This is a genomic window from uncultured Neptuniibacter sp., assembly GCF_947498015.1.
Classification (GTDB): domain Bacteria; phylum Pseudomonadota; class Gammaproteobacteria; order Pseudomonadales; family Balneatricaceae; genus Neptuniibacter.
On record NZ_CANMIR010000008.1, the window covers coordinates 24,095 to 49,526 of the forward strand.

The 25,432-nt window shown below is 46.8% G+C and carries 20 protein-coding genes; 9 read left to right on the forward strand and 11 right to left on the reverse strand.

The genetic code is table 11. From position 1 onward, the window contains the following. Window positions 1-69: 69 nt before the first annotated feature. A complete protein-coding gene (locus Q0882_RS11270) occupies window positions 70-666 on the reverse strand; it encodes a pyridoxamine 5'-phosphate oxidase family protein (protein WP_299181608.1) in 597 nt (198 codons plus the stop codon). 90 nt (window positions 667-756) lie between these two features. On the opposite strand from Q0882_RS11270, the gene Q0882_RS11275 reads away from it, so the two are divergent. From Q0882_RS11275 to Q0882_RS11285, 3 genes are all read left to right on the forward strand, one after another. Further along, complete coding sequence (locus tag Q0882_RS11275; protein ID WP_299181611.1) at window positions 757-2,199, forward strand: PLP-dependent aminotransferase family protein; 1,443 nt, start codon at window positions 757-759, stop codon at window positions 2,197-2,199. 86 nt (window positions 2,200-2,285) lie between these two features. Next, window positions 2,286-4,043 (forward strand): DEAD/DEAH box helicase, encoded by a 1,758-nt coding sequence (locus Q0882_RS11280; RefSeq protein WP_299181613.1) that lies wholly within the window; start codon window positions 2,286-2,288, stop codon window positions 4,041-4,043. Window positions 4,044-4,248: 205 nt separating this feature from the next. After that, window positions 4,249-4,713, forward strand: coding sequence for a cyclic nucleotide-binding domain-containing protein (locus Q0882_RS11285; protein WP_299181615.1), 465 nt, complete (start codon window positions 4,249-4,251; stop codon window positions 4,711-4,713). 42 nt (window positions 4,714-4,755) lie between these two features. Here the strand turns inward: Q0882_RS11285 and Q0882_RS11290 are convergent, their stop codons facing one another. From Q0882_RS11290 to Q0882_RS11310, 5 genes are all read right to left on the reverse strand, one after another. Next, entirely contained in the window at window positions 4,756-6,525 is a 1,770-nt protein-coding gene (locus Q0882_RS11290; protein ID WP_299181617.1) for a diguanylate cyclase, read from the reverse strand. Between the two features lie 125 nt (window positions 6,526-6,650). Beyond that, a complete protein-coding gene (locus Q0882_RS11295) occupies window positions 6,651-6,941 on the reverse strand; it encodes a HigA family addiction module antitoxin (protein WP_299181619.1) in 291 nt (96 codons plus the stop codon). 116 nt (window positions 6,942-7,057) lie between these two features. Continuing rightward, window positions 7,058-7,816: a Ni/Fe-hydrogenase, b-type cytochrome subunit gene (gene cybH / locus Q0882_RS11300; RefSeq protein ID WP_299181621.1), complete on the reverse strand. Its 759-nt coding sequence runs from the start codon at window positions 7,814-7,816 to the stop codon at window positions 7,058-7,060. A gap of 46 nt (window positions 7,817-7,862) precedes the next feature. After that, a complete protein-coding gene (locus Q0882_RS11305) occupies window positions 7,863-9,671 on the reverse strand; it encodes a nickel-dependent hydrogenase large subunit (RefSeq protein ID WP_299181622.1) in 1,809 nt (602 codons plus the stop codon). After that, a complete protein-coding gene (locus Q0882_RS11310) occupies window positions 9,671-10,747 on the reverse strand; it encodes a hydrogenase small subunit (protein WP_299181625.1) in 1,077 nt (358 codons plus the stop codon). Before Q0882_RS11310 ends, Q0882_RS11305 begins: the two co-directional genes overlap by 1 nt. Before the next feature lie 376 nt (window positions 10,748-11,123). Between Q0882_RS11310 and Q0882_RS11315 the strand changes: the two genes are divergently transcribed. Both Q0882_RS11315 and Q0882_RS11320 read left to right on the forward strand, forming a co-directional pair. Next, window positions 11,124-11,531, forward strand: a complete 408-nt coding sequence (locus Q0882_RS11315) for a hemerythrin family protein (RefSeq protein WP_299181628.1) — start codon at window positions 11,124-11,126, stop codon at window positions 11,529-11,531. A 471-nt stretch (window positions 11,532-12,002) separates the two neighbouring features. Continuing rightward, window positions 12,003-12,473 (forward strand): hypothetical protein, encoded by a 471-nt coding sequence (locus tag Q0882_RS11320; RefSeq protein ID WP_299181631.1) that lies wholly within the window; start codon window positions 12,003-12,005, stop codon window positions 12,471-12,473. Between the two features lie 110 nt (window positions 12,474-12,583). Here Q0882_RS11320 and nhaA read toward each other — a convergent pair whose 3' ends face one another. Both nhaA and Q0882_RS11330 read right to left on the reverse strand, forming a co-directional pair. After that, window positions 12,584-13,849 carry a Na+/H+ antiporter NhaA gene (gene nhaA / locus Q0882_RS11325; protein ID WP_299181633.1) on the reverse strand — a complete coding sequence of 422 codons (1,266 nt, stop codon included), beginning with the start codon at window positions 13,847-13,849 and terminating at the stop codon, window positions 12,584-12,586. Between the two features lie 448 nt (window positions 13,850-14,297). Beyond that, a complete protein-coding gene (locus tag Q0882_RS11330) occupies window positions 14,298-17,300 on the reverse strand; it encodes an EAL domain-containing protein (RefSeq protein ID WP_299181635.1) in 3,003 nt (1,000 codons plus the stop codon). Between the two features lie 119 nt (window positions 17,301-17,419). Here Q0882_RS11330 and Q0882_RS11335 point away from each other — a divergent pair, with 119 nt between their 5' ends. Next, complete coding sequence (locus tag Q0882_RS11335; RefSeq protein WP_299181638.1) at window positions 17,420-18,220, forward strand: ABC transporter substrate-binding protein; 801 nt, start codon at window positions 17,420-17,422, stop codon at window positions 18,218-18,220. A gap of 114 nt (window positions 18,221-18,334) precedes the next feature. On the opposite strand, the gene Q0882_RS11340 is transcribed toward Q0882_RS11335, so the two are convergent. Then, the gene (locus Q0882_RS11340; RefSeq protein ID WP_299181641.1) at window positions 18,335-18,736 is read right to left on the reverse strand and encodes a DUF2750 domain-containing protein; all 402 of its coding nucleotides are present in this window, start codon (window positions 18,734-18,736) and stop codon (window positions 18,335-18,337) included. 272 nt (window positions 18,737-19,008) lie between these two features. On the opposite strand from Q0882_RS11340, the gene hisC reads away from it, so the two are divergent. Then, window positions 19,009-20,088: a histidinol-phosphate transaminase gene (gene hisC, locus Q0882_RS11345; RefSeq protein ID WP_299181644.1), complete on the forward strand. Its 1,080-nt coding sequence runs from the start codon at window positions 19,009-19,011 to the stop codon at window positions 20,086-20,088. 5 nt (window positions 20,089-20,093) lie between these two features. Here the strand turns inward: hisC and Q0882_RS11350 are convergent, their stop codons facing one another. After that, the gene (locus Q0882_RS11350; protein WP_299181647.1) at window positions 20,094-20,876 is read right to left on the reverse strand and encodes a helix-turn-helix transcriptional regulator; all 783 of its coding nucleotides are present in this window, start codon (window positions 20,874-20,876) and stop codon (window positions 20,094-20,096) included. A 116-nt stretch (window positions 20,877-20,992) separates the two neighbouring features. Here Q0882_RS11350 and Q0882_RS11355 point away from each other — a divergent pair, with 116 nt between their 5' ends. Continuing rightward, window positions 20,993-22,381 carry an SLC13 family permease gene (locus tag Q0882_RS11355; RefSeq protein WP_299181650.1) on the forward strand — a complete coding sequence of 463 codons (1,389 nt, stop codon included), beginning with the start codon at window positions 20,993-20,995 and terminating at the stop codon, window positions 22,379-22,381. 358 nt (window positions 22,382-22,739) lie between these two features. Then, entirely contained in the window at window positions 22,740-23,363 is a 624-nt protein-coding gene (locus Q0882_RS11360; RefSeq protein ID WP_299181653.1) for a LysE family translocator, read from the forward strand. Here Q0882_RS11360 and Q0882_RS11365 read toward each other — a convergent pair. After that, window positions 23,347-25,413: a GAF domain-containing hybrid sensor histidine kinase/response regulator gene (locus Q0882_RS11365; protein WP_299181656.1), complete on the reverse strand. Its 2,067-nt coding sequence runs from the start codon at window positions 25,411-25,413 to the stop codon at window positions 23,347-23,349. The two genes, Q0882_RS11360 and Q0882_RS11365, sit on opposite strands and share 17 nt — an antisense overlap. Between the last annotated feature and the right edge of the window lie 19 nt (window positions 25,414-25,432).

A 25,432-nucleotide genomic window follows, 5' to 3' on the forward strand; every position in this document is an offset into this window, starting at 1 on the left:
TCCTCATTTCTGTTCATGTTGGGACCACAGCAACCATAGAACAGTTCCCTGAAGAACACTGAAATAACGTCACTCCAAAACCAACTCCCCCAACGTAAGACTCATAGGTTGCACACCTGACCAAATATCCAACAGCTGATCTTCAGGGTCGTCTACAGGCCCCCCGGTTCGAACCTTGGCTGAAACCTCACTTATTTTGAATGCCAGAACTTCTGTCGCCTTCATCTCCGTATCGTTAGGGGGTCTTGCTTCCAGTGAGCGGCCCACTCTGATTTTTTCTAACATCAGGTCGAGTAACCGGCGTTTCTGATCGGGTTCATCCACTGTAGATGCTTGTCCATAGAGCATGACACTGCGATAGTTAACAGAGTGATGAAAAGCGGATTTAGCAAAGACCAACCCATCCAGTAGCGTAATCGCAATAACAGCTTCCTGGCCCTCCTTAAGCGCCCTGAATAAGCCATTTTTACTTGAACCATGGATATATAGGTACTCCTGATCACGCCAGTGCAGGGTGGGTTGGATCAATGGACGCCCCTTCATCTGCGTAGCGACATGACAAACATAAGCCTCATCCATGATTCTGAATATCACCTCTTTATCATAGGAACCACGCTTTGCGCCCCGCTTCAACTGTGTTCTATCTGTCACTTCAAATCTGCTCATGGTCAAACTCCTTTATTTTTATCGAGATTAAATCCCAGATAAGGTCTAATAAAGGTCCATTTTTAAAATACAATTAGGCCCATTTTAAGAATGATTGACCCATCACTGATTCAGAAACTTAAAACCCTTCCGCGAGAGTCAGGGGAATCAGATTACCGCCTACTATTCAGACATTTTCAGCGGTTAATCCTACAGGGACATCTCACAGGAGGTAGCCGGCTGCCCGCTTCTAGAGCGTTGGCCGCTGAACTTAAGATCGCCCGTAATACAGTAAAAACCGCTTATGAGATACTGATCGCAGAGGGGTTTGTCGAAACGCGTGTAGGCGCAGGTAGCTATGTGGTTGATCTATCAGATAAGTTATTACAAAAAGAGGTAGATTCCGTTGATCCTAAACGCCCAGCCCCAATTCATCTCACCGATTATGCCAAACAGCTGTTAGCACTCCCTAAACTGAATCCCACAAACAGCCTTCAGCTTCAACCCGGCGTCCCTCTCCTGCAGGAATTTCCCCTGAATCAATGGAAACGTTCCTTGAATCAGGCGACAGTCAATTCCTCCTTAAACGCAAGCCCTCCTGCAGGTGAAGTCCGACTGCGTGAGCAGATCCGTCACCTGTTGTTACACACTCGAGGTATTGAAGTTACGTCAGAGCAGATCTTAATTACATCGGGCTCACAACAAGCAGCCTTTATGGTCGCCCAACTGCTAACCAATGTCGGTGAAACTGTACTGGTTGAAACCCCTGGTTTTCCTGGAACTTCGGGCGTTTTAAAAGCGGCGGGCTGCCAAATTAAAACGGTAGACCTCTATAAACAAGGGGCACTGCCAGATGGGCGTATGATCAATATCACCCCCTCACGCAATTTCCCGTTGGGGCATACCCTTCCTCTTGAACGACGCCTTGAGGTGATCCACTGGGCTGAGACTCATAATAGCTGGATCCTTGAAGATGACTATGATTCAGAGTTTGCGGCAGGGCGCCCTGTCTCTGCACTCTTCGCGATCAGTAAAACTGAGAGGGTTATTTACACAGGAACCTTTAGCCGCACCATGTTTCCTGGATTACGTTTGGGCTACCTGGTGCTGCCCCAGACCCTGGTTCCACTATTCACTCAGGCCAGACGTCTATTTGATGGAACACTCTCCGTACCCGCTCAGATAGCAACTGCAATTTTTATTGAGCGAGGATACTACTCACGTCACCTCAAACGGATGCGTGAGTTTTATAAGCAGCGGCAGGAGGAGATTCTGCAGTTTATATCAGAGAGTCCATTAGCTGAACTTCCACTACTCAGTGACGAAGGAGGCATGCATATCGTGTTGGGACTGCCTCAAAAGATCCCAGACCACGAGTTGGTTTCTCGACTGGCCGAGGCTGGTTTAGGTATACGCGCGCTATCCAGTTATGCATTGGGTCACAAGGAGCTGAACGGTTTGGTTATTGGGTGTAACTACCGAAACAGGCCTGATCTCAAAAGAGCTTTTGCACTGCTCAGGAGCTGTTTTGATTCCTTTTCCCTATCGGATTAACAACCTCCCGATATGCAATACTTCAGCGCACAAAGGAACATTGTTGAGGTATCATTAAACGCTCTATTCAGAACCCGACCTTTAGCATGACAGCCACCTTCACACTCCGACCGTATCAGCAGGAAGCCGTTGACGCTACCCTTACTCATTTTAGAAAGACCGATGATGCGGCGGTTATCGTCCTTCCAACCGGTTCGGGTAAAAGCCTGGTCATTGCAGAACTGGCCCGACTTGCGCGTCGAAAAATTCTGGTACTGACCCATGTAAAGGAGCTGGTCGAACAAAACCATGCTAAATATGAGAGCTATGGTCTGAGTGGAGGGATTTTCGCAGCAGGGCTCAACCGCAAGGAGAGGCAGCTTCAAGTCACTTTCGCCAGTGTTCAGTCAGTTGCAGCTAACCTGGACGATTTCACAGATCAATACTCGCTTATTATCATAGATGAGTGTCATCGGTTTAATGAGGATGAGAACAGTCAGTACGGTAAGATCATCACCCAGCTAAAAAACACCAATAACAACCTGAAAGTACTCGGTCTAACTGCTACCCCCTATCGGCTCCAAATGGGTTGGATATATCAGTATCACTACCGTGGATTTGCCCGTAGTGAGCAGGAGAAACCCTTCAAAAACTGCATTTATGAGCTCCCTTTGAGCTTTATGATCAGCAAAGGATACCTGACACCACCTCGCCTCGTTGACGCAACAATCGAGCAGTATAATTTTTCAGCATTGGAGCAAAACCGCTGGGGAGAGTATGCCGAAAAGGATGTGAATACATTGCTCTCCAAACATCAGCGAGTTACCCGCTCAATCATTGAACAGGTGGTGACACTTGCTGCTGATCGACAGGGCGTTATGATCTTCGCGGCAACGGTCGACCATGCCAAAGAGATTGTCAGCTACCTCCCTTCTTTTAACAGTGCTTTGATCACCGGCAACACGGCTCTACAGGAGCGCGATAAGCTGATCGATGCTTTCAAAAGCCGTAAAATTAAATTTCTTGTGAATGTAGCGGTCCTCACCACCGGTTTTGATGCACCACATGTAGATTTCATCGCGATTCTCAGGCCAACGCAGTCGGTCAGCCTCTATCAACAGATCGTTGGACGAGGTTTACGCCTTTCAGAGAACAAGACAGAGTGTCTGGTTATCGATTATGCCGGTAACAACTTTAACCTCCATTACCCTGAAGTCGGTGAGAAGCGCCCTGCCCCTGATACCGAACCGGTACAGGTGTTCTGCCCTGGTTGCGGATTTGCCAATATATTCTGGGGTAAAACCGACAGTGATAGAAAGGTGACTGAACATTACGGCCGCCGCTGTCAGGGGTTATTAGAACAACCAGACGGTGTTACCGAGAAGCCTGTTCAGTGTGATTACCGATTCCGCTTTAAAGAGTGCCCCCACTGCCAAGCTGAAAATGATATCGCCGCTCGCAGGTGCCATCAGTGCCAGCAGGCGATCATCGATCCTGACGACCAGTTGAAAGATGCGTTGAAACTCAAAAACTCAATGGTGCTCCGCTGCTCCGGTATTGAACTGATCGCTCAGGAAGGATCGATCAAAGTGGTCTACCACGGGGAAGATGGCGAATCAGTCAGCGAGTCATTTAACTTTTCTAAAAGAGCTCAGCGCAATCTGTTCAACCATCTGTTTGGCCGCCGCATAGCCGATTCTCAGGCACCACAATCATTCTCAAATATCAAAGAGGCAATGGCATATGCTCCTCTGATGAGCGCGCCAGATTTTGTCATCGCTCGCCAACATAAAAAATTCTGGCGGGTACAGGAGCGGATCTTTGATTATCAGGGCCGATTCCGTAAAGCGAATCAGCTCTGCTAGATCCAATCGATATAACGGGGTAGGAATCAATCAACAGATTTAGGGATTTGCGGTCATCACAAAGTTAAATACCTAATACATTTACAAGCCATCAATAAGAATAGAAGATTTAGCGTTTATACCGGTTGCTGGTCACCTGGGGTCTTATCATGCAAGCCAGCAATGATTGAACTACTCTGAAATAAGAGGTATTGAGATAGTTACCATGATGCAGTTGAGTAGAGATCAATTTGATCACGAATTTACCACCGAACACCTTCAGGAGTTATCAGTGTTTGGTGCTCTGAATCAGGATTTTGTAGAACATCTGGTTAATCAGTGCGAAATATACCGAACAGAACCGGGCGACCTTCTATTCCGGGAAGATGAGTCCCCCAATGGGTTCTACATCCTCATCGATGGCGAAATCACTCTATACTGCGGGCCTGAGCATCAAAACCAAATTGTGAATATTCTCAAACCAGGTGAATGCGTTGGTTTTATCAGTATGCTTTCTATGCATCCGGTGATTGGTGATGTAACAGCAATTGAAGGGTCTATAGTGCTTCATATCAGAAACCCTGTGTTTGCCACCCTGCCAGAAATTGCAGGTGAACAATCATTCATCCTCTTGATGAATCTAACCAGAAATGTCTGCCGCGCCTATATCAAGCATGCGATTCAGAATTAAGGGATTCAAGTACTCCTAAATAATTGGAGTTACTGATGTCGGCTAGGTCTCTCCAGAAACCTCGTGAGTCAGTACAATATTTTGCTCCGAGTTTTTATCGTAACCCACCTGATTACGGCCAGAGCGTTTCGCTTCATAAAGGTATTTGTCCGCTTCATTCAGTAAGATCGAAAAGTTCTGAGCATCTGTTCTCAGGCTGGAAACACCGATACTGGCTGTCACACTCACGGGCTCACCTTTATAGCTCAGGGAGAGTTGAGCTACCTTCACTAACAATCTATCAGCTAGAGAAACCCCCTCCTGTAGATCAGTTTCCGGCAGTAAGAGCAGAAACTCCTCCCCACCCCAGCGACTGATCACATCACCGGTTCTTACCTCCGCTAACAAAATATCAGCTAGTTGCTGAAGCACCAGATCACCGACACCATGACCGTAGCTATCGTTGATCGATTTGAAATGATCAATATCCAGAATCATCAGGCTCAGGTTACGCTGTTTGCGGATCGCTGTACTGAAGATTGGCTCTTTGATCTTCTCAAAACCACGGCGATTGTAGAGCCCTGTCAGTTGATCGATATCCGCCAATCTTTCAGCTTTAATTTTACTCTCCTGATCAATTCGGAACTGGTAGGCCAGAGCCAGAGCGAACAAAATCGCCTCGATCAGCATGCCGACCTCCACAGCATGAAAACCGATGGGGCGATATGTAACGACACCTGAAACTGTGAGCGCAGTACAGATCGCTCCGATGGTTGCAAAAAGCGTTGCTGCCAGGAAATAGCGTGCTTCTTTCATCCCCTGATAGAGCGCGAGCGCCCCTGAAAAGATCATCAACACGGAGAAAACAGGGATCATGATAAATGCGATGTAGAGCATGAACACTGCATCATTAAGAAATATTGCTGCTATCGATAACAGTAGAGAACAGCTGGTTAGTACATTGATAAAGCGGTTCAAGCGCGGCAGATAGTGACGCATTGCCAGAAACCGTTGCGCAAAAAAGAGTCCTGAAACTGCGTAAAGCACCATCAAAAGCGGATTGGACCAGCGTTGCCAGGTTACCATTTCAGGCCAAAGCCACTGAAACGCATGCCCTGTATAGGATAGATTCATCAGCAGGAAAAACAGTAGATATTGCGAATAGAACAGATACCTACGGCTATTCAAGCTAAAGGTTAGAAGAGCGTTATACGCCAGCAGAGCGATTAGAAAGCCATATAGCAGTCCATAAACATAACCGTTCTGAACATCGATCTTCTCCAGTTGCTGATCGGTCAGAATATAGATCGGTACAACCAGTGGATCCTCTGCTTCAACCCGGAAGTAAAGTTCAGCAACCCCCGGTTGAAAAGCAAAGGAGAAACTGACAAAGCGGTCACCATGCTGACGTAAAGAGAATGGGATCGCATCACCACCCGTTTTATAATCAAGCAGTTTTCCTTTCTGCAGTTGATAGGCTTCAATTTTATCCAGCCAGGAGGTCTCAAACTTTACTGACCGGTTCACGACAAAACGATCAGGATTATTCACCGTTAGCTTTAGCCAGACCGGCCTTGCATTGATGCCAAAGCTCAATACCGACTGGTCTGACTGAATTCCCTCCAGCTTTAAGAGGGCCCGGGCCTGATTAATGTCCAATGACTGCCCCGGTTCGGGAATAAAGGTGACATGTTCACCAAGAGATTCTGACAAAGGGGTAGAGAGGTCAATTTGAGCGTAACAAAGCGATGAAAGAAACAGAAACAAAAGACCCGAGACGATATATCTCAGTGAAGAGGAAGCATATGATTTAACTACCTTTAGGTCAGACACGATCATCCTTAATTTTGACCTTACTGTGAGTAGAATGACTATAGCTTAATCTTGATTTGTACAGATACAACCCAATTCCACAAATTCCTTATGTTTTTAACAAATATTGTTAAAAACCTCCCCGTTTATTTACGACTGGCTTCATAAAGCTCCCATAGCTGTTGTTTCTCCAACCAGAACATAGGGGTCGTATGAAAGAACTCTGCCAGCCTTAATGCGGTGTCTGCACTTATCGCGCGCTGCCCATTAACAATCTCATTGACACGACGACGAGAGATGCCGAGCTGGCGCGCGAGATCCGACTGACTGATCTTCAGAGGACGCAGATAACAACGTTCCAGCAAAGCGCCGGGATGTTCGGGCCGCCGGGAGGCATAGCGCCACCGTTGCGTATGGATCGAATCTTCTGGCTGCAACAGAGCACCTCAAAATAAAAAAACCGGGGCAAGCCCCGGCAGAAAAACACAAACAAGATGATAGGAGCGTACAGTGCCCCTCCGGGTAAACCCGGAAAGGGCTTGGTAAAAACTACTCAATCAGGTCGGTCATCCTTAAACATACGCCATCCCCCCACCATCGTGGAGATCAGGCTCTGACGGGACATGATATCTTCACGAATCGCCACATATACGTGGATCATCACAAACGTTATCAGATACCACATTCCCAGATGGTGCCAGGTGTGCACATCCTGACTCTGCCCCATCAGCGGTATCACCCATCCAAACAGCATATCTGCCCAGCTTTCCTGCCCTAATCCTTCGGAGTAAAGAGCAAAACCGGTAATGATCATGAAGGTAATCCCCACAACAAAGAATGAGAACATCGCCAACTGGCCTAATGGATTATGGCCAATATATTTTTTTGGCGTTTTCTCCAGGAACAGGTACCAACGCACCTCATGCCCAACTTCACGCCAGAATTTCCCACTAAAAAATGGTGGCAGAAATAGTTCTCGCGCATGGTGATTGCCGACAAATGCCCAGTAGATTCGCCCCACAAATGCAATTGCTACGATATACCCAGCGGTAAAATGAGCGAAGCGGATATACCCCATAAGGTAGTTATCACTGGCTTCACCCGGCATAGCAGGCAGCGGTGCGCCAATAAAGTAACCCGTGATACAGAGTGTGATCACCGATAATACTGTCACCCAGTGCCACAAACGAAGAGGTGCCTCATACACATATACAGCAGTCTGCTTCCGTGTAATCATCTCTTCGGATGTGTTTCCCTGCACGGCTACTTCCTGATCTTTAACTGACTCGCCTTTTTTAACAGATGCAGTCATCTCTATAGCCTCCTGAGAAGCGGTACGGAGGTCCGTACCAGTTCTCTTAGCGAATTTTCACCTTTGTTAGTTCCTGCCCATCTTCGGACATGACATGTGTGGAACATGCCAGACATGGATCGAAACTATGCAGGGTACGAAGGATCTCTACGGGTTCATCAGGGCGCTCCATTGGTGTATCCAACAGTGACGCTTCAAATGCACCGATATTGCCTTCACTATCACGCGGTGATCCATTCCAGGTTGTCGGAACGATCGCCTGATAGTTATCAATTTTGCCATCTTTGATTTTGATCCAGTGGCCCAGTGCACCGCGAGGCGCTTCATTAATCCCGACCCCTTTTGCTTCTTTCGGCCAACTACTGGGATCCCACTTTTCAACATTTGCGGTCGAACTGTCACCGTTCTTGATGTTATTGACCAACTGATGCCAGTCATCCAGCATCGTATCGCAGCACAATTCGCACTCCAGAGCCCGGGCTAAGGTCCGACCCAGTGTTGAAGGCAGGAACTGCTTCAGTCCCAGATCAAGGCCCGTTGCCTGGTTAAAGCCAGCAAGTGAACGATCAACCTGCTCCTGTACATACTCCTTACCAGATACATATGCGATGATGTAACGCGCTAATGGCCCTACTTCCATCGCATGACCACGCCAACGTGGCGCTTTAATCCAGCTGTACTTAGCAGATTCGTCGATCTCTTTAATATTTGTTTTGGTGCCCACTGTATTAGGACCTAACTCAAAGTTAGGCTGGGTTTCCCCCTCCCATGGGTGCAACCCTTTCTTACCACCCTCGTAGTTGTACCAGGAGTGATCTACAAACTCCTGAATCTGTTCAGGGTCACGCACATCAACCGGTAATATCTCATCCCAATTACCGTTTACGATAGCACCCGCTGGCAGCAGATCCGTCGACTTGTCATAAGGCACCTGAGTATAGGTGCCATAAGAGAGCACATTTTGAGACGCAAGACCGCCTCCATGCAGCCAGTCTTTATAGATACTCGCCACAGCCATCACGTCAGGCAGATAAACATTTTTAGTAAATGCCTGAGCTTCCCGGATACGCTCCAGAACAAAGTTCAGACTGGTCATATTTACCGGAGCACCTGAAGCACCAACACCATCAAGATTGATGGCACATGCAACACCACCCACCATGTAGTTCGGGTGCGGATTTTTACCGCCAAAAATTGTATGGATCTTTACAATATCTTTCTGCAGATCCAGCGCTTCCAGATAGTGGGCCACTGCCATCAGATCCGCTTCCGGTGGAAGCTTGTATGCAGGGTTATCCCAGTAGCCATTGGCAAACAGACCCAGCTGTCCGGTTTCAACAAACTTCTTCAGACGGGTTTGCACATCTTTAAAATAGCCAGGGCTGGATTTCGGATGATGCGGCGAAACCATCTGCTGCAGTTCAGAGGTGGCTTTTGGGTCTGCTTTAAGAGCATTAACCGGATTTACCCAGTCCAGGGCATGCAGATGATAGAAATGAACGATGTGATCATGTATCTGTAGTGTTTTATCCATCATATGACGGATAAGATGTGCATTGAGGGGAACCTGAATACCTAACGCATCCTCAACCGCTCGTACAGATGTCAGAGCATGAGTACCTGTACACACACCACAGATTCGCTCTACAAAAGCCCAGGCATCACGCGGATCACGCCCCTTAAGAATTACTTCAAGGCCGCGCCACATGGTTCCGGTTGAAACCGCATTACGGATAATATTGTTCTCATCCACATTCACTTCACAGCGCATATGGCCTTCAATACGGGTCACGGGATCAACAACTATGCGGCGCCCGCTGTTATCTAAACTCTTTGCATTCAACGGGTTATTCATTATTCCTGATCTCCTTTATGTTGCGCACGCTTAATCGCGCTCACTGCAGCATGTGCTGCAATCGCTGCACCTACGCCACCAGCAACAGCTGTTCCGATCTCATCGGCGTTCTTCTCGATCCCGAATTGGTGAATATCGGTCAGACGATCATAGAAGGAGCCCTTATCCCAGAAGCCATCTTCTGAACAACCGATACAACCGTGGCCAGCCTGAATCGGGAAGGAGGTCCCTTCGTTCCAGCGAACGGTTGAACACGCGTTATAGGTTGTTGGCCCTTTGCAGCCAACTTTATAAAGGCAGTAACCTTTGCGGGCCCCCTCATCGTCCCACTTCTCAACAAACTGTCCTGCGTCAAAATGAGGGCGTCGATAACATTTATCGTGAATGCGTTGACTGTAGAACATCTTTGGACGTCCCTGACGATCAAGTTCAGGTAACTTACCGAAGGTCAGCATATAGGTGATGACACCGGTCATTACCTCTGCGATGGGAGGACAACCCGGAACCTTGATGATCGGCTTATCCGTAATGACTTTATGAATAGGTACTGCCTGAGTAGGATTTGGTCGCGCAGCCTGAACACAGCCCCAAGAAGCACAAGACCCCCATGCGATGATCGCAGCAGCATCTTTTGCAGCATGTTTTAGCTGATCCAGGAATGGCTTACCCCCCACAATACAGAACATGCCATCTTCGTTCAGAGGTGGGTTACCTTCTACGGCCAGAATATATTTACCCTTATATTTCTGTATTGTCTCTTCAAGAATCGCCTCCGCCTGATGACCCGCTGATGCCATCAGAGTGTCGTCGTAATCCAGCGAGATCATCGATAATACGACGTCCTTCACCAGAGGGTGTGCAGAGCGAATAAATGATTCTGAACAGCAGGTACACTCAAGACCATGTAACCAGAGCACAGGCGTGCGCTCTTTTGTTTCCATGGCATGGGCGATCTTAGGAGCAAAGGTTGGGCCCAGGCCCAGCGCAGCTGCTGTCAGACTACAATATTTCAGGAAGCTACGACGTGTAATACCCTGCCGTCGCATGACCTCGTAGAAGGTTTCAATTTGGGACATGTGTCTCTCCGCCAGTGTGAAGCACTGAAGGCACGTTTACCGCATAGCCTTTTGGGCCGAAAACAGAGTAACGCGCGTTATCATTTTTGTTATAAAAGCTTTCAGCTACATCTATGGCAATTTTTAGGCCAACCCCAAAAAACCTTTATTTTCATCAAGATAAGAGACAACAGGAAAATTAATCAGGCAGCTCAGTTACCAGTTTCAACGCCAACCGGTTACTGAGTTAGCATAGACAAAAGTCGCATCAAATAATTACAGGATCTATTTAGTAAGTTCTAGATTAATGTATTCATAATATATGTTTTGATGCATATCAATCCATGCCACTCTGGCAGGAGGTATGATGCATACAGTTAAACTCTGGAGAGACCCGATGGCACATATAGATTCTGCCGCTATCCCTCAGGTAGCCATGGCATTTATGAACGATGATCACCAGGAAGCTGTTGATATGCTCAACACAATTCTGGATAGCCTGGAGACAGGTGATGATCTTGCAGTCACTGAAGCGATGCAGGCTTTTTACCAACACAACATCGAACATTTCGCACGGGAAGAGGAGCAGATGCTACGGGTCAACTTTCCACCCTACAGCTGTCATAAAGGAGAGCATGAACGCGTTTTGGAAGAGCTACGCGGTGTCATAGAGCAGTGGAACCAGGAGTATAACCGAGAACTACTGGGGTTATATTTGAATGAAACAGTGGTCAGTTGGTTTGTAAATCATATCAACACCATGGATACCGTGACAGCGATGTTTATCAGCCGTCACAGTGCATAGCATTAGCTCAACGAACTCCCTTCCTTAATCCCCTGTCGCGTCTCGCAATGGGGATTCTCTTTTCCCCGAAACCTGATTACGCAATTGTTGTAAAAGAGTCCAGATAAGATAACGGTATAAACTATAGCTTAGGGTTATCCATTTTGATAATCAGTTTCGATTCCCAATGTCGAATCTCGTTTAGAATGAAATGGGAACAAAAAAAGCAGCTGGCTAGGCTGCTTTTTTGGAGTTAATGCAGTAGGGGTCTGCCTTATGCCATGTATGTATTTAGCAAGTAGGTCAGATAACGGCACAAACCAGACTTTCACAGCCACCTGATTTTTGCTTTTGCTGGTGATCCTCCCCAACTCGCAGCTACCCCACAGACATGGGCGCAAGACTATCTATTGGTAATTGTTCTCCTCTAGGTCTACTTTTAGGTTGTCACTGAAGCTGATAGAGAAGGTGCTCTGTCACGAGGAAGTAGCTATGGAATTCATTACCAAAGGCAACACGATTAACTGCATTCGCATTATCAAAGATAAAGTTTCAGGTAAGGAAACCCACATCACTGTGGCCTCATTCAATGCCCGAGTTGACCGCCTCCCTCCCCATGTTGCGGCAGTACTATTCACTGAGGAGGTAAAAGAGCTTTTGTTATGGCTAGAGGATCGCACTAAACTACAGTCCAAATTAGCGAAGCAACCCATAGAAGACACTATCCTGGAATCACTTCCCTTCCTACTCAGGCAGGCAACCCAAGCACTTAAAGATGTGGATGGGCTGGACTTGATGCTCTTTCGTTCAATCAACGAAAGGCTGGCAGAACTATCTGAGGCACTTGATAACACTGAGCGTTTTACTGCTACTCGCAGAGCTGGTTCGATGCTGATGCAAAATAGCGAGGAGCAAAAAGAAAGATTGGATACAATCAAGCAGGACATCGAAAAAAACGAATAATGTCCATCCTGAACTGCGTTGACGGTTTTTCGCGTCCTTTTTTGAATGCTTTATAAATGCTCTTGGCTACAAATACCACAACTGTTGTCATTGCGAAATGATGGTATGACTCACCGTTTCATTCGCGGCTCACTTGAGGAAATATTGCCACGTTCAGGCGAACACATTAACAGTGCGAGACCCGCCGCTGCGGAAACAATGGATGCTAGGAATATTCCCAGTTTAGCGCTATCGACAATATTCTGGCTATAAGCGAGGTTTGCTATAAACAGCGCCATGGTGAAGCCAATTCCGGCGAGCAGGCTGCCGCCTGCAAGCAACCGCCAAGTAAGTTCCGGGGGACGGACCGCGATATGCAAACGCACAGCGAGCCAACTAAACAACAAAATACCAATAGGTTTACCAACCACAAATCCTGAGAATACCGCCACTGTAACCGAACTAAAAAGGTCGCTAGAAGTTAGAGGCAACCCGGCGTTGGCAAATGCGAACAATGGCATGATGACAAAAACCACCCAAGGATGTAGAGCAATCTCCATTCGCTCCACTGGAGCCAGCGTTTCACGCGCGGCAATCTCAGCTATCTGCAATGTCTGTCGATCCACGGTGTCCCTACTACTTTCATCACTGGTTGGATGAGCAATGACCTGATCCAAGATCGCGTACAGACGTTCATTGCTGACCCATCGGCGCGCCGGAGTCATCAAACCTAGTATCACGCCGGTGATGGTGGCGTGGATTCCGGACGCATCAATTGCGAACCAGATGACCCCGCCCACGAGGAAGTAGAGGGGAAAGCTTCGAAAGCCGATAACTGCCATTGTGCGAACAAATACGATGCCAAGTGCTGCTACCGCTAATACGCTCCAGTTGATGTTGCTAGTGTAGCCGATGGCTACGACAAGAATCGCACCAATATCGTCAACGATCGCCAAAGACAGCATAAACACTCGCAAGCTTTTCGGAATACGTGAGCCCACTAGAGTCAGGCAAGCAACAACAAATACTGTATCGGTTGCCATTACCGTCCCCCAACCATCCTGACCGGGTTGTCCTACTTGCAGCAATAGATATATCAAAGCAGGAACGACCATACCACCTAAGGCGGCGGCTATTGATAGAGCAGCCATTCGAGGCTTTTTCAATTCTCCGAGAACCAACTCCCGCTTTAGCTCCAAAGCGACCAGAAAAAAAAACAGAGTCATCAAGCCATCGTTGATCCACTCTCGTAGTGATCGTGTAAACTCCAGTGCGCCAAACTGAAAACCGATCTTTAGCTCCAACGCGTGCTCGTAAATGTGATCCCACGGTGAGTTGGATAGAACGAGTGCGGTAATGATGAAAAAAATTAGTATCGCCCCACCGGCTGACTGCATATGCAAGAATTGCACAAAAGGGGGCGCTAGCCGATCAATGAATTCCTTCGGCAATCCGGTGGCTTTTGAACTTGCTTTCCGATCTATAGCTATAACAAGGCTCCCCTCCCACGCGCGAACATTTGTATATCAACCTGGGGGATTTTTCTGCGCTTAATACCAGCGAAATTTAACAATAGCCATTTGATTCAGAAGAAAAATCAGTAAGAGGGTAGCTTTCAATTCCGGATAAAACGACCTGTGTTCTCATCCCCAGCAATCTGTGTCCTTCTCGGCAGAATTGGAGGATGGTTACATTTGATTCTTATACAGGTTTAATCAATTTGCCAGAGATAAGATCAAAGAGGCATACCTCATAGGACAGCTTCGGGTCGGAAGCTGACCTTCTAACACCCCTTTCCCACAGAATTGGATCATCCCTTTTTGCTAATTTCTTGGTATTTCTGAGCTATTTTTCATTGAGCAATGCCATCAGATTCTCATCTGTCATTGGCTTATTAAAGAGGTACCCCTGAATCAGCGGATCGCCATATTCCCTTATTAAGGCAAGCTGCCCCTCAGTTTCTACCCCTTCCACAACGGTCTTCAGTGAGAGAGAGTTGGCCAGTGAAATTATGCCTGCAACCAACGCACGACCATCACTGTCCCGCTCTAAGTCCTGAATAAATGACCTATCAATTTTAATACGCTGGATTGGGTATTTCTTGAGATAACTCAACGATGAAAAGCCCGTTCCAAAATCATCGACCGATATCTGCATCCCCATCGATTCAATCTGATAGAGCTGGTCATCAATTTTCTTTTCATCAATTAACAGAACACTTTCAGTAATCTCAACCGTTAGCGCGCTACCTTTGATGCCATTGCGATCCAGTTCCCTTTTGATGGTTCGGTCAAGACCGCTTCGCATAAACTGCAAACTGGAGACATTGAAGCTGATTTTAGGCGGATGGCTGTAGTTATCCTGCAACCGCTTTGCAAACTGACAGCAGCGTTCAATCACCCAATCACCGATCTCATGAATCAGGCTGGATTCCTCCGCCAGTGGGATAAAGTGAACCGGAGGGATCAGCCCTTTTTCAGGATGTTTCCACCGTATAAGGGCTTCAACTGACTCGACCCGAGTTCGGTCAATATTCCAGATCGGTTGATATACCAGAAAAAACTCATCTCGTTTAAGTGCCTGATAAAGATCTTTTTCAATTGAACGGCGTTTATTAAAGTCTCTGTTCAACGCTTCGTTGAAGTATTCATGGGTGTTACGCCCCTTCTTTTTCGCTTTGTACATAGCGCTATCGGCGTTGACAATCAGCGTTTCAGGGCGCGTACTATGGTCTGGATAAAAGGCGATACCAATACTACAAGAGATAAACGCCTCGTTTTCATTCAGCTGATAGGGTTTGGCAAGACTATCAAGGATTTTAGTAGCGACTTTTTCAACCACATGTTGCTGCTGTAAATTCGAGATAATAACGGCAAATTCATCTCCTCCCAGTCTCGCAACAGTATCACTTTTTCGAACTTCAGCCCGGAGGCGATCAGCGACCTGCTGCAACAACAGATCGCCCATATGATGCCCGTAGGTATCATTCACATATTTAAATCGATCCAGATCGATAAATAGCAGCGCAGTTTTCGTTTTGTTCCTGTCAGCTATAGAGAGAGCCTGATTCAGCCGATCAGTAAACAGATTTCGATTGGGTAGTGCTGTGATTGAATCATAGTTTGCCTGCTGACGAATCAGCGCTTCATCTTTCTTCCGTTTGGTAATATCAGCAAACAGTGCCACATACCCTTCCAGGTTTCCTTCCTGATCATACCGTGATGAGATCATCAGCCATTGTGGGTAGATTTCACCATCTTTTCTACGGTTCCAGATCTCCCCCTCCCAGGCACCACGTTCTTTTAATACATGATAAAGAGAGTCATAAAATTCTGCGGAGTGTTTACCCGACTTGAGTAATGACGGCGTTTTACCCAGAACCTCTTTTTCAGAGTAGCCCGTTATCTGCTGGAACGCGGGGTTAACCATCTCAATATGTTTATCAGTATTGGTCACCATAATGGCTTCCGTTGCCGAGTCAAAAACGGTCGATGCCAAACGCTGCTTTTGCTCCGCCTGCTTCTCTTTATCAATCGGCTGTTTCAATGCAATGAAGTGCGTAATGTTCCCATTGCTATCTCTCAAAGGACCGATAGAGGCACGTTCCCAATATAGTGAGCCATCTTTTCTTTTATTGTGAAACTCACCCATCCAGGTTTGACCGGACTGCAACTGCCGCCACATCTCCTGATAATCACGCTCTGTTTTATCACCAGATTTCAGAATATTAGGATTGCAGCCGATTACATCTGACCGGCTATAACCAGTCTCTCTCTCAAAGCTCTCATTGACGTACTTAATCAGCCCTTTTGAATCGGTAATAACGATGACTGTTGGGGTGTGCTCCACGACTTCCGATAATAGGTGAACCTCTTCACCCATCACTAAAGCACGACGGTTACTTCGAATAATAAAACCCGCACCGAAGAACATTGATAGTGTCACCATAAAGATGATCACCAGAAGATTACTTTTCTCTCTAACCCAGCTTTGCAGTGATCCTTTATGACTGGTAACCAGGGCAACAGCAATAGGATACTTTTCACCCAATTGAACGGTGGTTGTATTTTCAGGCAGATAGCCATCGCGCTTATCAAACTGAAGTACATCCACCCCTTCAGAGATAGCTTCAGTAATAAGATTGCGAACCTGAGCTTGATAGGGCCCAAATAGCCCGTGCTGAATTAAGGAGTTGCTTTCCAGATCAGTGATATAAACCCGATCCAGATCATGCAGGGGTAACTCCCTGATCGTACGCTTTATATAACTGGGGTTAAAAGCAGCGATGATGCGAAAGGATTCTCCCGTATCACTGATAAAATCAAGACCGATCGGGACAATTTCACGATATTCAGCCTCATCTGGAAAATAACCTTTGTAGGGGAAGAAGCGGCCGCGGATCTGTGTGCCTATCATCATACCCAGTGAGAACTGACTGACCTGATTCTCATCAAACCCAAGCACAGCTTCGTTGATATCCAGTGCAGGGGCCTGACGTGTATCGATCAGTGTAGCCCCATCCTTAATTACTACAATCTGCCTTAGCTGTGGTGCAAATCTGAGGCTTTCAATCAGACGCCCTCTAAGCTCAGCTATTTTTTCAGAATTGAGTTGCTCTTTTGAAAACTCACTGGCCAGGGATGAAAGTGTTACTTCCAATGCTTCAAAAGTGCGTGACAGTGTTTCCTCAACCATCTGCGAATATAGTGATGCCCGGTTATTCCGTTCTTGAACACTTTGCTCAAAGCTATGACCCAAGGTGATGAGAATCAGGCATACAAAACAAACAACACCGCCAAAAATCAGTGCTGCAAAAGAGGATGTTTTTCTATTTGAGTGACTACTCATACAACCTTAAGCCAAATCAATGAAAAAAATTATATACCCATTCAACTGAAGTTCAGGGCTTGAAAAATGCGACTAAATCAAAGCTAATGGATAACCATTCAAGAATCAGAGAGGTTTCGATGAAACAGCTAAATCGGATAATAGTTTCCTTTTTGGGATCCGCTTTACTTGCTACTCCACTACAAGTTATTGCAAGTGATCGCTCGGAGCAAATTGTATCTGCCGGTGAGATCAAAGTCTGCATCTGGCCTGACTATTATATGATTACTTATCGCAACCCCCGATCACAGAAACTGGAAGGGATCGATATAGATATGGCTCATGCCTTCGCAGAGGAACTTGGTGTCCGGCTCAGTCTTGTGGAAAGTTCCTTCTCGCAACTGATTACTAACCTCAAACAGAGCAACTGCGATATCGCCATGCATGGAGTCGGTGTACGTGATAGCCGTAAGCCTTACATGGAGTTTTCCAAGCCCTATCTCTCAAGTGGAATCTATGCGGTCGGCACAAAAGGAAATCCCCGAATATCGAAGTGGAACGATATTGATCAACACGGAAATGTAGCGGTTGTTCAGAAAGGAACCTACATGGAACCTGTGACTAAGGCGGCCTTCAACAAAGCTGAAATATCAGTTGTAGATAGCTTCAAAGCGCGTGAACAGGAGGTTATGAGTGGCCGTGCAGATGTATTCATGACCGATTACCCCTATGGTACACGTATGGCAAAACTGACAGATTGGGCAGTACTCCTGAAGCCAACAGAACCATTAGCCAAAACCGATTACGCATACGCAGTTCCAAAGGGTGAAATCGAATGGCTGAATGAGGTAGATGCCTTCCTGCTTAAAATGAAACAAAACGGTAAGCTGGCCGCTTTTGCTGAAAAGAATGGTTTAAGTGAGATTGTCGTTCTGGATTGACCCCTACCTGCACGAGTGCAGAAACCTCTAAATTACGACTGACATAATCTATTACTACGAGCGCGCGGTTAAAACCGCAGCGCTCAGCCCGAAACGCTTCTGCGATTCCGTTACCTACTTCTCTGAAACTTTGCGCTCTCTTTTTCGCAGCGCTTTGTCCAGATCCTCAGGGTATGCAACCAGTCCATCTTGACTTTCAACTGGACAGATCACAACAGCAAATCCATCCTCTTCAAGCCCTGGCGTCCAACGGCTGTACCAGGTTTCGAGGCTTATCTCCTGAGCGTTACAGTCCGCCCATTCACCGGTAGCCCATGCCTCTGCAAGTTCCACATTTGGCCAAACCGGCACACAATCCTCATCATCCGTATTTAGCATGACACTGCCGTAATGATCAGTGAGGATCCAGATCTTTTGTTGAGCCACTGCCTCATGAATAAAGAAGGCATAAAGCTGTTCTGCATTCATTTTTTCAACCGCGGTAACTTCTTGCAAAGGTGTATTATCTGTGGGCATAGATCTTCAGATCCTTAGTAGTGTATTCAGGCATTCTTGAAATGACAGTTATCACATGCCTAACCTGCGACAACATTTAGAACTGTTAAGCTCTGAGTGTATTAGCGAATGTCCGCATAAAATGGATAATCGCCGAGTATCTGTCGAATTATACCTCAGCCCAGCACTGTTCTGTCTTATCCGCATTAAAGATTTCTGCTATTCTTGCCGCCCGGTAACCCTTAAGTGAACGCGTGGAAAGGTCACCGTTCAGGTCACAGTGGATTGAAATAATGAGCAAATTCTGGAGTGACGCTATTCAGCGTCTGACACCCTATGTACCCGGTGAGCAGCCCAAAGAGGGCGGTATCACAAAACTGAATACAAACGAGAACCCCTATCCGCCATCACCTAAAGCATCAGCGGTGATTAACAATTTCAAAACAGCACGATTACGCCTGTATTCTGATCCTGACTGTACTCAGCTCAAAGATGCACTGGCTGTTCATTTTGGAGTTGAGCGTAATAATGTTTTTGTCGGAAACGGTTCAGATGAGGTACTTGCTCATACCTTTGCAGCCTTTTTCCAACAGAAAAAGCCTCTACTTTTGCCTGAATTTACCTATAGTTTTTACCCGGTGTACTGCAACCTGTTCAACATTGAGTATCAACAGATCCCTCTGCGCGATGAGTTTGTCCTCAATCTGGATGATTACAGCACCGAAAACGGCGGTATTATCTTTGCCAACCCCAACGCGCCTACTAGTCGTGCTATTGAGCTGGGGGAGATAGAGGCACTACTTCAGCGTAATACCGAATCGGTCGTTGTGGTCGATGAAGCCTATGTAGATTTTGGTGCCTCTTCTGCAGTAGAACTAACCAAAAAATACCCGAATCTATTGGTCATTCAAACACTTTCAAAGTCACGCTCCTTAGCGGGGATGCGGGTAGGATTTGCGATTGGGGATGAGAAGCTAATCGCCGGGCTTGAACGGGTTAAGAATAGTTTTAACTCCTACCCACTGGATATGCTTGCCATAGAATCAGCGGTTGCAGCTATTGAAGATGTCTCCTATTTCGAAAGCTCAACCCAGAAGATCATTGACACGCGCGAGTGGACAGCGGAACGTCTGGCCGAGTTAGGTTTTGTCAGCCTGCCGTCGAAAACGAACTTTCTCTTTACCCGCCACCGTTTCCTTGAAGCTGCTGAGCTTATGGGCTACCTGCGTAGCAAGAAGATTCTCGTACGCTATTTCAGCAAGCCTGGAATTGACAATTATCTACGTATCACTATCGGCACCGATCAGGAGATGCAGCTGTTGATCGACACGCTTGAATCACATCCCGATCTTTTCAAGATGGATGTAAGCTAGCCGACTCAACTCAGCTCTTTCAAATATTGTCCCGGAGGTTTTCCCAATGACTTTCGGAACATAGCAACAAACGCACTGGGGCTGCGATAACCCAGTTCCAGTGCGATATCGATCACGGCTCTGCCACTCCCCAACCGATCTACCGCTTCTTGTAAGATCAACTGTTTACGCCACTGCTGAAAACTCATTCCGGTCTCTCTGGTGAATAATCGGCTGATGGTACGCTCACTCGCCCCAACCGTTGCAGCCCAATGATTAAGCCCAAGCTCTGCATTGGGTTTCGCTATCATCGCTTTCATCACCCGTAGCAGGCGCCGATCCTGTGCGCCCGGCAGATAGAGCAACGAAGCTTTTAAAGCCTGCAGCTCATCCAAAATAACAGCGCAGATGCGGCTGGCAGGGCTATCTGCCGAGTAGTGGATACCAAAATCAGCTACACGCATGATCAACTCACGTAACAGTGGGGAAACATCAACTACACTGCACTGATTGGGCAGTCCACTTAAAAAATCAGGATCGACAAAGAGGTGACGTAGTTCCGCATTAACCTCAGCAGTCGTACGATGAAGCGTATTGCCGGGAATCCAAACTGCCTGACTTGGCGGAACCACCCAGGCTCCCTCATCGGTATAGACCCGAATGATCCCCTCTGCAGCGTAGGCGAGTTGCCCTCTGGGGTGAGAGTGTGGGTCCATATCGACATCCGCTGCCAATGAACCTCGTAACCCTATAATAGGGCGGAGTGGATCAATCCGCTGACCAATCTGAGAGGGTAAACGCTTATCCATGCTTTGCAATTCCAGTCATTTTGGCCTGTTTACAACACTTATTGTCAATTTATCGATTAAACCACTATCTGTTTCTTGCGACAATGGAGCTGTATTCATCTGAAGCTGAAATTACTATGACCAAGATAGCACTCAGTAAAGCCCAGATCACCGCTCTGATATTACTCCTCGTGATGCTTGCAGCTCTGTTATTTAGCCCGCTGCAGAGTGCACTCGACTCTACACAACTGATATCAGCCGCACTTATCTTGGGTGCAATTATTCTATTTGCGACCGGTGCCCTACCTGAACATGTCACTGCGCTTATCTTTATGGTTGCAGCCATGTTATTTGCTGTAGCACCTGCTGAGATTGTATTTTCAGGATTCACATCGACCGCATGCTGGCTGATCTTTTCTGGCCTGATCATCGGTATTGCGATCAATGAAACCGGGTTAGCCACCCGTATCGCCTCCGGCTTTTCTCATCATCTCGACAAGAGTTACTTCAAGCTAATTAGCGGTATTGTCATTATGGCAACTCTGCTTGGCTTCCTGATGCCCTCCTCAATGGGGCGTGCAGTCCTCTTTATACCCATTGCTATGGCAGTTGCTGATCGCTGTGGTTTTACCAAAGGCAGTAACGGTCAGATTGGTGTAGCCCTTGCCGCAGCGTTCGGTTGTCATGTACCAACCTTTGCAGTACTCCCGGCTAACGTTCCAAATATGGTGATGATCGGTGCAGCTGAAACCATACATAATTGGACACCGATGTATGCGGAGTACCTGCTGCTCCATTTCCCCATTCTGGGGTTAATTAAAGGAGCACTCATTATCGCGCTGATATTGTGGTTATACCCGGATACACCCAGACCACAGCCTTCTAATACCGTTCTGGATAAGATGTCAGCCTCAGAATACAAATTGATGGTTCTGATTACGATTACGCTGGGTTTCTGGTTAACGGATTCAATCCATCATATCTCTGCAGCCTGGATCGGCTTAACCGCTGCCTGCTTCCTTCTTATGCCGGGAGTTGGACTCGTGAGCCAGAAAAGTTTGAACGATAAATTTAATATCGGCTCGCTTCTGTTTGTGGTTGGCATCCTGGGTTTAGGCACGTTGATCAATTACAGTGGCCTGGGTGCATTGATCGGTGAGCAGCTAAACAACTGGCTACCACTCTCCCCTGAAAACAGTCTGATCAGTTTTCTCTCACTGTCCGTTACGGCCTTCTTCACCGGTGTTATTACCACTCTGCCGGGAGTACCCGCTGTGCTCACCCCTTTTGCCGAACAGTTAAGCGATAAAAGTGGATTCGCCCTCGAATCGGTGTTGATGACACAGGTTCTCGGGTTCTCAACAATATTATTTCCTTTCCAGTCTGCTCCACTTATGGTTGGAATGCAGATCGCCAAAGTACCGATCAAACATGCTGCAAAACTCTGCTTTCTGTTAACAGCAGTGACGCTCTTTATCCTTTATCCACTTGATTATCTCTGGTGGCAACTGCTGCAGTGGATCTGATTAACCCCACTTAAACTAGGGTGACCAAGGCCGCATGGGCTAAACCGGTTAGAGCTCATATGATTGAAATTCACCTTAAGGTTGCTTCTTTTCCCTAAGGTATTGAGTGTCGATACACTCTTCCGTTTTTATTCCATTGCAAGATTTCTGGCGTACAAGGTACGCCATTTTTTTAAAAGCCCCTTTTGATTGACCATATAGATTTCCACAACGCCACTCCTGCTATTGAATCACGATAGGGTACAGCTTAGATAATCAGGCAACGTTTAATTGGATTCATATGCTAAGCTTGCTAGGCAGCTAACAACTTTGAAATCCATGATTAAAGTTTCTCCAGCCACTCCCCACAGGTAAACCGATGTCAATCGAAAGCGCCATCTCTTTTTTCATCGCTGTATTTATTTTCGGTATAACTCCCGGACCGGGCACGTTTGCTATTCTTGCCAGAGCAATAACCCGCGGCGGACCACCATGTTTTTTACTCGCATTAGGGATGACCATCAGCGACATTCTCTATCTTATTGCGGCCTGTTTCGGTCTGGCAGTGATCGCAACAAACTGGAGTGAACTCTTCACATTCATCCGTATTGCTGGCGGCTGCTACCTCTTCTATCTTGGCTGGAAAATGTGGAAGGCCCCTCTGGATTTGAACACCGATAATGACAGCAAAGTCACTCAACAGGGGGATGGGATTCAGAGCTTCATACAGGGGTTTCTTATCTCAGCTTCAAACCCCAAAGTCATACTGTTTTATATCGCGTTTTTACCTACTTTCATCGACCTGACAGCGCAGTCATCTAGCGATATAGTGCTGCTGGCACTGCTAACCCTGATCAGCCTGATGCTGGGATTAATGCTGATTGCAACCTGTGCAAGTCAGGCCCGCCGCTGGTTTAAATCAGAAAAAGCGATGAAACGGCTCAACCGCAGTGCGGGCTCAATCATGGCAGCGGCTGGAGCCTATCTTATTTCACGCCATTAACCTCGCCACGAAAATCATCTAGACAGTTTTCAAGATAGCTGACCATTTTACGGGCAGGCAACCCCTCACCCGCTTTTGCTTTCTGTTCAATAAACTCTGAAAGTGCACTGAGCCTGTCTCCACCTAACAAGCTAGCTGAACCTTTCATAGAGTGCGCTGACTCAAAAGCCGTATCATAATCATTCTGAGTGAGGGCCTTGCCGATACTGTTAATCTCTTTGGGTGCATTCAGCCAGAATACGGCATAAACATTCTCCAGCTGTTTACGCTCAAGTTTAAGTGCTTTTACCCGCTCTCGGTTAAAAACGGGCAGATGACTAAATGATGCCAACTGATCAGCTTCACCCTCTAAGCTTAACTTGTTTATAGGTGGTTCAAGCTGTTCTACAGATGCAATAGCGCTTTCGGTCCTAATTTCGGCTACAGGCAACCATTCTGCCAGGATCTGCTTTAATCTCTTCATATCCAGCGGCTTGGTCAAAAATCCATTCATCCCACTGTTCAGGCATCTCTCTTCGTCACTCTTCTGTGTATCTCCGGTCATGGCAATAATGCCAACCTCCGGGTTCTGGACGCTGGATTTGGGGTTACGAATATTGTGCACGGTTTCAAATCCATCCATCACCGGCATATGACAGTCCATCAATACCAGGTCATAAAAGGTTTCACGCATTTTACTCAAAGCGATAGCACCATTTTCCGCTTGGTGAACCGTCAACCCTAGCTTTTCCAGAATTCCCCGGGCAACAATCTGGTTAACTCGATTATCTTCAACAACCAGCACCGTCCCAAGAAACGCCTCAGGTTCATTCTCTGCGGTTTGTTCAACATCCCGGATCTTTACTTCACTCAATTTATAAGGGAGTTCAACCCAGAATTCACTCCCTTCACCCACTCGGCTATTAACACCAATTTGCCCCCCCATCAGTTCAGTCAGCTGTTTGCAGATATTCAATCCTAAGCCCGAACCAACTCGTAGTGGTGTAAATGAGGAATCGAACTGCTGATACCGCTGAAATAATTTCTCCTGCTGTTCAGGGTTCAAACCAGGACCAGTATCCTGGATACTGAATCTCAACCTGATCTCGTCGCCCGTACCGTCCTCCGGCTCACATCTCAAAACAATCTCACCCTGAGATGTAAATTTAATCGCGTTACTAACCAGATTTCCCAATATCTGAGTTAACCTGCCCCCATCACCCACCAACTGTTGCTTGTATTCAGGAACTCGCTTGTAAAACGAGAGTGATTTCTCATCAGCCAGAGGTTTGAAGCATAGAAAAAGATCATCTAAAAGCTGATTCAGGTTAAAAAGTTCATGCTCAATCTGTAAGCGATCCGCTTCTATCTTCGATAGATCAAGCACATCATTTACGATCCTCAGCAAACCGTCGCTACTACGTTTTAAGGTTTCTACATATTGCTGCTGATTAGGATCCAACTCGGTTTGTTGTAACAATTTTATGATGCCCATGATGCCATTCATCGGGGTACGAATCTCATGACTCACATTGGAGACAAAGATGGACATCAACTCTTTAGCGTTTTCTAGCTCAGAGAGCTTTTTGCGTAACTCTAAACGGGAAACAACTTCATTGGATAAAGTCTGAAGCGCATTTTTCTGCTTTCGACTCAATCTCTTCGGTTCATAACCAATAACACACAGAGTGCCCAGTGCTCGACCTGAGGGGGTAATCAACGGGGCTCCCGCATAGAAACGAATATGGGGCTCGCCACTTACAAGGGGATTATCTGAAAAACGCGGGTCGTCCAAAGTATCTTCGACTTCAAACAGTTCCCGCTGTAGGATCGCATGAGCACAAAATGCGATATTTCGCGAAGTTTGTTCCGCTGACAGACCAACCTTGGACTTGAACCATTGCCGTTCACTGTCGACAAGGCTGATTAAAGCAATCGGAGTCCCGCAAAGGTCAGAGGTGAGCTGGGTTAGATCATCAAACTCCTTTTCCTCCTGAGTATCCAGGATTCCATAATCACATAACTCTTGCAGGCGCTCTTGCTCATCATCACATAAAGGTGCGGAGATCATCCGAAACTCCTTTACAAGT

What these genes read in the sequence shown, in the direction of transcription:
- Q0882_RS11270 (WP_299181608.1), bottom strand. Translation starts at nt 666, where the DNA reads ATGAGCAGATTTGAAGTGACAGATAGAACACAGTTGAAGCGGGGCGCA.
- Q0882_RS11275 (WP_299181611.1), top strand. Translation starts at nt 757, where the DNA reads ATGATTGACCCATCACTGATTCAGAAACTTAAAACCCTTCCGCGAGAG.
- Q0882_RS11280 (WP_299181613.1), top strand. Translation starts at nt 2,286, where the DNA reads ATGACAGCCACCTTCACACTCCGACCGTATCAGCAGGAAGCCGTTGAC.
- Q0882_RS11285 (WP_299181615.1), top strand. Translation starts at nt 4,249, where the DNA reads ATGATGCAGTTGAGTAGAGATCAATTTGATCACGAATTTACCACCGAA.
- cybH (WP_299181621.1), bottom strand. Translation starts at nt 7,816, where the DNA reads ATGACTGCATCTGTTAAAAAAGGCGAGTCAGTTAAAGATCAGGAAGTA.
- Q0882_RS11305 (WP_299181622.1), bottom strand. Translation starts at nt 9,671, where the DNA reads ATGAATAACCCGTTGAATGCAAAGAGTTTAGATAACAGCGGGCGCCGC.
- Q0882_RS11310 (WP_299181625.1), bottom strand. Translation starts at nt 10,747, where the DNA reads ATGTCCCAAATTGAAACCTTCTACGAGGTCATGCGACGGCAGGGTATT.
- Q0882_RS11315 (WP_299181628.1), top strand. Translation starts at nt 11,124, where the DNA reads ATGGCACATATAGATTCTGCCGCTATCCCTCAGGTAGCCATGGCATTT.
- Q0882_RS11320 (WP_299181631.1), top strand. Translation starts at nt 12,003, where the DNA reads ATGGAATTCATTACCAAAGGCAACACGATTAACTGCATTCGCATTATC.
- nhaA (WP_299181633.1), bottom strand. Translation starts at nt 13,849, where the DNA reads ATGCAGTCAGCCGGTGGGGCGATACTAATTTTTTTCATCATTACCGCA.
- Q0882_RS11330 (WP_299181635.1), bottom strand. Translation starts at nt 17,300, where the DNA reads ATGAGTAGTCACTCAAATAGAAAAACATCCTCTTTTGCAGCACTGATT.
- Q0882_RS11335 (WP_299181638.1), top strand. Translation starts at nt 17,420, where the DNA reads ATGAAACAGCTAAATCGGATAATAGTTTCCTTTTTGGGATCCGCTTTA.
- Q0882_RS11340 (WP_299181641.1), bottom strand. Translation starts at nt 18,736, where the DNA reads ATGCCCACAGATAATACACCTTTGCAAGAAGTTACCGCGGTTGAAAAA.
- hisC (WP_299181644.1), top strand. Translation starts at nt 19,009, where the DNA reads ATGAGCAAATTCTGGAGTGACGCTATTCAGCGTCTGACACCCTATGTA.
- Q0882_RS11350 (WP_299181647.1), bottom strand. Translation starts at nt 20,876, where the DNA reads ATGGATAAGCGTTTACCCTCTCAGATTGGTCAGCGGATTGATCCACTC.
- Q0882_RS11355 (WP_299181650.1), top strand. Translation starts at nt 20,993, where the DNA reads ATGACCAAGATAGCACTCAGTAAAGCCCAGATCACCGCTCTGATATTA.
- Q0882_RS11360 (WP_299181653.1), top strand. Translation starts at nt 22,740, where the DNA reads ATGTCAATCGAAAGCGCCATCTCTTTTTTCATCGCTGTATTTATTTTC.
- Q0882_RS11365 (WP_299181656.1), bottom strand. Translation starts at nt 25,413, where the DNA reads ATGATCTCCGCACCTTTATGTGATGATGAGCAAGAGCGCCTGCAAGAG.